The 6,465-nt window shown below is 72.5% G+C and carries 8 protein-coding genes; 3 read left to right on the top strand and 5 right to left on the bottom strand.

The genetic code is table 11. The annotated features are described in order from the left end of the window. Together QK442_RS31980 and QK442_RS31975 are read left to right on the top strand one after the other, a co-directional pair. On the top strand, positions 1-352 hold a 352-nt coding region (locus tag QK442_RS31980), incomplete at its 5' end, for a zinc ribbon domain-containing protein (protein ID WP_282697602.1). 79 nt (positions 353-431) lie between these two features. Further along, complete coding sequence (locus QK442_RS31975) at positions 432-794, top strand: hypothetical protein (protein ID WP_282697601.1); 363 nt, start codon at positions 432-434, stop codon at positions 792-794. 17 nt (positions 795-811) lie between these two features. Here QK442_RS31975 and QK442_RS31970 read toward each other — a convergent pair whose 3' ends face one another. Then, positions 812-1,810 carry a zinc-binding dehydrogenase gene (locus QK442_RS31970; RefSeq protein ID WP_282697600.1) on the bottom strand — a complete coding sequence of 333 codons (999 nt, stop codon included), beginning with the start codon at positions 1,808-1,810 and terminating at the stop codon, positions 812-814. A 115-nt stretch (positions 1,811-1,925) separates the two neighbouring features. Between QK442_RS31970 and QK442_RS31965 the strand changes: the two genes are divergently transcribed. Continuing rightward, positions 1,926-2,582: a pentapeptide repeat-containing protein gene (locus QK442_RS31965; protein WP_282697599.1), complete on the top strand. Its 657-nt coding sequence runs from the start codon at positions 1,926-1,928 to the stop codon at positions 2,580-2,582. Between the two features lie 16 nt (positions 2,583-2,598). On the opposite strand, the gene QK442_RS31960 is transcribed toward QK442_RS31965, so the two are convergent. From QK442_RS31960 to QK442_RS31945, 4 genes are read right to left on the bottom strand one after another with little or no spacing between them, the layout of a single operon-like run. After that, complete coding sequence (locus QK442_RS31960; protein ID WP_282697598.1) at positions 2,599-3,099, bottom strand: hypothetical protein; 501 nt, start codon at positions 3,097-3,099, stop codon at positions 2,599-2,601. A gap of 30 nt (positions 3,100-3,129) precedes the next feature. Then, positions 3,130-4,335 (bottom strand): FAD-dependent monooxygenase, encoded by a 1,206-nt coding sequence (locus tag QK442_RS31955; protein WP_282697597.1) that lies wholly within the window; start codon positions 4,333-4,335, stop codon positions 3,130-3,132. 58 nt (positions 4,336-4,393) lie between these two features. Then, positions 4,394-5,014: a response regulator transcription factor gene (locus QK442_RS31950; protein WP_282697596.1), complete on the bottom strand. Its 621-nt coding sequence runs from the start codon at positions 5,012-5,014 to the stop codon at positions 4,394-4,396. Further along, positions 5,011-6,219 (bottom strand): sensor histidine kinase, encoded by a 1,209-nt coding sequence (locus QK442_RS31945; RefSeq protein ID WP_282697595.1) that lies wholly within the window; start codon positions 6,217-6,219, stop codon positions 5,011-5,013. Before QK442_RS31945 ends, QK442_RS31950 begins: the two co-directional genes overlap by 4 nt. Between the last annotated feature and the right edge of the window lie 246 nt (positions 6,220-6,465).

Genomic DNA, 6,465 nt, shown 5'->3' with positions numbered 1-6,465 from the left:
GTGGTATCCGTCCTCCAAGACCTGTTCCGGGTGCGGCGCGGTGAAAGCCAAGCTGCCGCTGCACGTCCGGACCTACCAGTGCGACGTGTGCGGCCTGGTCATCGACCGGGACGACAACGCCTCACTCAACCTCGTCGCCCTCGCGGCGGCCCGCACGACCGGTACCGGAGTGGCCGGAGACCGGGACACCCCCCAGCGGGTGTCGAAGCCTCGTGGAGCCGACCACAAGACCCGCACCACCCGTCCCCGCCGCACGACAGGGACGGGGCGGGCAGGCGGCGCAACCCTGCCGCATCAGCGGCAGGAGGAAACGAGAGACCGTCCTCAAGCCGAAGCCCTCACGCTCCGGTGACGAGACGGACCTTCCGGGCCGTAATGCCCGGAATGCCGAGAGTCGCTGAGACTCTGAGCAACGGTGTAGGAAAGGGGGCATGCGTAATGACGACAGCAAGCACGGTGAGGACATGGGCGTCGAGGCCCGGTTCCGGCGGATCACCGATTTCATCGAGGCCCGTCTGACTCCGCTCTTCGATCCGGAGAACGGCAGCGACCACGGGTTCGGGATGGACGACACCTCTCGTTCTCTGCGGGCGCTGCGTTACACCGTGCAGGCGGCCTCCGCGGTGAGCGGTCTTGTGGAGAAGCGGGAGACGGCGCCGGAGTTGCGGCAGGTGGTGGAGCAGGCGCTGGAGCACAACTGGGACGTGCTGCGCTCCATCGCCCGGATGTGGGAGGACCACGAGGACTTCCGCAAGGAGTTCAAGGCGCACTCCTGGGATGTGCTCGGCGTCTGACGCCTTCTGACGCCGCTTCAGGGAATCAGTACCACCTTGCCCATCGTGCCCCGGGTCTCCAGGGCGCGGTGGGCTTTCGCCGCTTCGGGGAGGGGGAAGCGGTGGACGGCGGGGCGGAGGGTGCCGTCGGCTGCTGCGGCGAGGGCGGCGAGTTCGAGGTTCCGGATGTCTCCGCCGGCCTTCTCGATCATCACCGGGCCGAGGACGGAGGTGGAGGTGATGCCGCGTTCGGTGAGTTCGGTCTCGGTGAAGGTGAGGGGTTCGCCGTCGTGGAGTCCGGCGCTGGACCAGCCGAAGACGAGGTGGTGGCCGCCCTTGCCGAGGAGGTCGACGGCGGCGCGGCCGGTGTCGCCGCCCACGGAGTCGAAGACGACGGTGGCGGTGCGGTCGCCGAGGTGGGCGCGGACTTCGGCGGGCCAGTCGGGGCGGGTGTAGTCGATGGCGAGGTCGGCGCCGTTCTCGCGGACGCGGGCGACTTTCCCGGGGCCTCCGGCGAGGCCGATGACGGTGGCGCCGGCGTTCTTGGCGTACTGGACGAGGAGGGTGCCGATGCCGCCCGCGGCGGCGGGGACGATGGCGACGGAGTCGGGGCCGAGGGTGGTGAAGCGGAGGATGCCGAGGGTGGTGCGGCCGGTGCCGATCATGGCGACGGCTTCGGCGTCGCCGAGGTGGTCGGGGAGGGCGTGGAGGCGGGTGGCGTCGGTGACGGCGAGTTCGGCGTAGCCGCCGGGGTTCATGCCGAGGTGGGCGACGACCCTTTTGCCGAGCCAGGAGGGGTCGGTGCCTTCGCCGAGGGCGTCGACGGTGCCGGCGACTTCGCGGCCGGGGACGGTGGGGAGCGGGGTGGGGGTGGGGAAGGGGCCGGGCATGCCTTCCCGGAGTGCGGTGTCGAGGAGGTGGACGCCTGCGGCGGTGACGGCGATGCGGACCTGGCCGGGGCCGGGGGTGGGGTCGGGGATCTCCTCGTAGGTGAGGTTCTCGGCGGGGCCGAAGGCGTGGAGGCGGATGGCGTGCATGGTGGTTCCCCCTGTTGTCCTGTTCGTCGGTGGGCGGGTGCCGGATCCAGGGTCGTACCTCGACTTTGGTTGAGGTCAAGGGCGGGTTGTCGGTGGCGTGGGCCACGATGGGGGGATGACGCGGAAGACGAGGGCGCCTCGGCGGCCGGAGGTGCGGCTGCCGGTGTTGGAGCCGTACGGGGGCGGCCTTGAGCCCGACGGGGATTACGACGGGCTCGAACTGGCCGGGCTCGATCTGGAGGGCGCTTCGGGGGAGGGGGCGCGGTTCCTGGACTGTGCGGTGCGGGGGTGCGGGCTCGACGGGGCCCGGTTGAGCGGTGCGCGGTTCCTGGACTCGCGGCTTGAGGGCGTACGGGGCGTGGGCGCCGATCTGGCCGGGGTGCGGCTGCGGGACGCGGAGGTGGTGGAGGCGCGGTTCGGAGGGACGCAGCTGCACGGGTCCGCGTGGGAGAGGGTGCTGGTGCGGGGCGGCAAGTGGGACTACCCGAATCTGCGGGCGGCGACCTTGCGGGACGTGACCTTCGAGGGGTGCGTGCTGGTGGAGCCGGATTTCGGCGGGGCCGTGCTGGAGCGGGTCGCGTTCGTGGACTGCGAGCTGGTGGGGGTGGACGTGTCGGGGGCGAAGCTGGTGGATGTGGATCTGCGGGGGGTGCGGCGGTTGGAGGTCGCTCGCGGGGTGGAGTCCCTGGCGGGGGCGGTGATCTCCTCGGCGCAGCTGCTCGATCTGGCGCCGGTGTTCGCGGCGCGGCTGGGGGTGCGGGTGGAGGACTGAGGCCCCCCTTGTTCGTTCAGGGGAGGCGGGGGAAGCGGGCCTGGAGGTCCCAGACGGCCGGGTTGTCGGCCAGGCCCTCGTGCATGTCGGTGAGGTCGGCGATCAGGTCGTGGAGGAAGTCGCGGGCCTCGCGGCGGAGTTCGGCGTGGGAGAAGGTGAGGGGCGCTTCGTCGCCGGGCATCCAGTCGGCTTCGACGTCGACCCAGCCGAAGCGGCGTTCGAAGAGCATCCGGTCGGAGGACTCGGTGAAGTCGAGTTCCGCGTACTGGGGGCGGGCGGCCCTGCTGCCCTTCGGGTCCTTGTCGAGCTGTTCGACGATGTCGCAGAGTGCCCAGGCGAAGTCGAGGACCGGCACCCATCCCCAGGCTGTGGACACCTCCCGGTCCTCCTTGGTGTCGGCGAGGTAGACGTCGCCGCAGAAGAGGTCGTGGCGCAGGGCGTGGACGTCCGCCCGCCGGTAGTCGGTCTGCGGGGGGTCGGGGAAGCGCCGGGAGAGGGAGTAGCCGATGTCGAGCACGTTCCCGATGGTGTCATGCCCCCCGGGGGGTCAGGAGTGGTGGGCGGCCCTGGCGATCCGCGGGCCCAGCCAGCGCTTGAGGCGGCGCAGGGGCTCCAGGCTGCCGGCGGCGCGGTCGAGGCGGTAGTAGAGCTGCGGGGGGACGTAGGGGAGGAGGGGGGAGTGGCGCTGGCCGAGGAGCGCGAACATTCGGTTCGGCTCCAGGTTCATGTAGCGGGGCAGGTTCTCGTACCACTGGGCGCTGAGGCGGGCGGCGCTCTGGGCGGGGACGAGCTCGGTGCGGCGGCGCTTGCCGTACGAGGCCAGGGCCGTGTCCAGGTCGTCCGGGTGGGCGCGCAGGGCGGCGGCGAGGGCGAGGGCGTCCTCCAGGGCGAGGGTGGTGCCGGCGCCGGTCGAGTAGTGGGTGGTGTGGGCGGCGTCGCCGAGGAGGACGGTCCGGCCGTGGTGCCACGTCTTCGTGGTGAGGGTGCGGAAGTGGAGCCACTGGGCGGGTTCGGCGCCGCGGTCGCGGCCGATGAGGGCGTGGCCGTCGAGGAGGTCGTGGAAGAGTTTTTCGAGGAGGGCGAGGCAGTCGCCTTCGGGCAGGGTGTCCAGGCCGAGGCCGGTCCAGGTGCCGGGGGCGCATTCGACGACGCAGGTGGAGCGTTCGCCGCTGAAGCCGTAGGCGTAGCACCAGATCCAGCCGTGTTCGGTCTCCTTGAAGGCGAAGCTGAAGGAGTCGAAGACCTTGCTGGTGCCGAGCCAGATGTAGGGGTTCTTGCCGGTGGTGAAGGTGGCGCCGTAGTGGTCGGCGTGGGCCTCGCGCAGGGTGCTGTTGATGCCGTCGGCGGCGACGATCAGGTCGGCGCCGTCGAGTTCGGGGGCGCCGGGGCCGGTGACCGGGTGCTCGTACGCGACCTGGATGCCGAGCTCGGCGGCCCGGTCGGCGAGGAGGCCGAGCATGCGGCGGCGGCCGATGCCGAAGCCGGCGTCGCCGCGGTGGACGGTCCGTTCGTCGCGGACGATGGCGAGGCCGTCGGTCCAGGTCACCGAGGCGTCGGCGACGGCCGTGGCGGACTCGGGGTCGCCGGCCCGCAGTTTGTCGAGGAGCCCGGCCCAGTAGGTGACGCCCCAGCCGTAGGTGGAGCCGGCCGCGTTCCGCTCGTACACCGCGATCTCGTGGGACGGGCCCTGGCGCTTGAGCAGGATCGAGAGGTAGAGGCCGGCGGGTCCGCCACCGACGACGGCGATCTTCACGTGCGCTCCCACAAGGACATGACGTTGTGCGCTTGGACGACAGCGCACGGTAGCAGTCTCAGGGGAGCAGGCGCTGTTCCTTCGCGACCGCCACGGCTCCGGCCCGCGTGTCGACGCCGAGCTTGGCGTAGATCCGGCCCAGGTGGGTCTTGACGGTGGCCTCGCTGATGAAGAGGGCGCGGGCGATCTCCTTGTTGCCGAGGCCGTGGGCCAGCTGGCCGAGGATGTCGCGTTCCCGGTCGGTGAGGGAGGGGCCCGCGGCGCCGCGCATCCGGTCCATGACCCGGCTGGCGACCGGTGGCGACAGGGCGGTGCGGCCCTGGGCGGCGGAGTGGATGGCGGCGAACAGCTCCTCGGGCCGTTCGGCCTTCAGGAGGTAGCCGGTGGCGCCCGCCTCGATGGCGCGGGTGATGTCGGCGTCGGTGTCGTAGGTGGTGAGGACGAGGACGTGGACGCCGGTGGGGGCGATCCGGCGGGTGGCCTCCACGCCGTCGATGCCGGGGCCGAGCTGGAGGTCCATGAGGACGACGTCCGGCTTCAGTCTGGCGGCCATGGCGACGGCCTCCTCGCCGCTGCCGGCCTCTCCGACGACCTCGATGTCGGGGGTGGAGCCGAGCAGGGCGAGCAGTCCGGCGCGGACGACGGCATGGTCGTCGCAGAGCAGGATGCGTACGGTCACGGGCGGGCCTCCGTGGGGGGTGCGAGGGGGAGGGAAGCGGAGAGGACGGTGCCCTCGCCGGGGGCGGACTCCACGGTCAGGGTGCCGCCCAGCTGCCGGGCCCGGACCCGCATCGCGGGCAGGCCGTGGCCGCGGACGCCCTCGTCGGCGCGGGGCGCGGACGGGTCGAAGCCGCTGCCGTCGTCGGCGACGTCGAGGACCACCTGGTCGTCGAGGTAGGTGAGGGTGAGCGCGGCGGAGGTGGCGTCGGCGTGCTCGCGGATGTTGGCGAGGGCGCCCTGCGCGATCCGCAGCAGCGCCGACTGGGCCCGGTCAGGCAGCGGCACCGGTGTGCCGTCGACCCGGAAGGCGGCGGACTCGCGCTCCGCGAGCCCGCGCAGCGCCTGTTCCAGGCCGCCGCCCCCGGCGAGGTCGGCGGGGGCCAGGTCGTGGACGAAGCGGCGGGCCTCGGCGAGGTTGCGTTCGGCGATCGACTCGGCCGTGCGGACGTGCCGGCGGGCGGTCGCCGGGTCGCTGTCCCAGGTGCGGTCGGCGGCCTGGAGCAGCATCTGCTGGCTGGACAGGCCCTGCGCGAGGGTGTCGTGGATCTCCATGGAGAGCCGCTGCCGCTCGGCGAGGGTGCCTTCGCGCCGTTCGGTGGCGGCGAGTTCGCGGCGGGTGCGGATCAGGTCGTCGATGAGGGCGCGCTGGCGGGCCGCCTGCCGTTCGGCGTGGACGAAGACGCCGGTGGCGAGGGCGGCGACGGCCGGTGGCGCCACGATCAGGTTGGGGTCCAGGCCGCCGTGCGAGAGCTGCACCTGCGCGAAGACGACGAAGGCGGTGAGGAGGGCGACGAGGACGATCGCGGCCCTCGGCGGCAGGGTGCGCAGGCCCGTGTAGAAGAGGGGGACCGCGCACCAGGCGAAGCTGGGCGCGAGGACGACGAGGACGACCCATACGGCGACGACCGTGCCCAGCCAGGCGGTCCGGCGGGGGGTGGCGCGGGTGCCCAGGACGGGGCCGAGGAGGTAGAGGGCGGCGAGGGTGCCGCTCAGGACGATGATCCAGGGGCTGCGGCCCTCCCACGGGTGGCGCAGCAGGAACCGTGCCAGGGAGGCGCCGAGCAGCAGGAAGAACGCGACGTGCATGACGCGTGCGAGCCAGCCGGCGTCCGGGTCGGGGGCGGGGGTGTGCGGTGCCCGCGTCTGCCTGCCGGTTCTGTCCATCGTTTCGCCTCCTTCGGTGCCGGGCGCGGGTGTGCGTACAGGCGCTGACCTGGGTGTACGTATCCATGCTGACCCGCGAGGACCATGCGGGCATCAGCCGATCGGCTGACCCCCGTGTCCTCCGGTGCGCTGCGGGAGGGCAGCCGGACCGTCGACCGTACGGGGCCGGTACCGGACCCAGGATGGTTGCAGAGCGAACGAAACGCGCTCTCCGGCACAGACGCCCTCTCCGGCACAGACGCCCTC

The sequence above is a fragment of the Streptomyces sp. CC208A genome, assembly GCF_030010625.1.
In the GTDB taxonomy this organism is placed as follows: domain Bacteria; phylum Actinomycetota; class Actinomycetes; order Streptomycetales; family Streptomycetaceae; genus Streptomyces.
This window is presented reverse-complemented; position numbering and strand designations above follow the sequence as displayed.

Excerpts from the sequence above, each read along its gene's own strand:
- QK442_RS31965 (WP_282697599.1), top strand. The coding sequence starts at position 1,926 with ATGACGCGGAAGACGAGGGCGCCTCGGCGGCCGGAGGTGCGGCTGCCG.
- QK442_RS31945 (WP_282697595.1), bottom strand. The coding sequence starts at position 6,219 with ATGGACAGAACCGGCAGGCAGACGCGGGCACCGCACACCCCCGCCCCC.
- QK442_RS31975 (WP_282697601.1), top strand. The coding sequence starts at position 432 with ATGCGTAATGACGACAGCAAGCACGGTGAGGACATGGGCGTCGAGGCC.
- QK442_RS31970 (WP_282697600.1), bottom strand. The coding sequence starts at position 1,810 with ATGCACGCCATCCGCCTCCACGCCTTCGGCCCCGCCGAGAACCTCACC.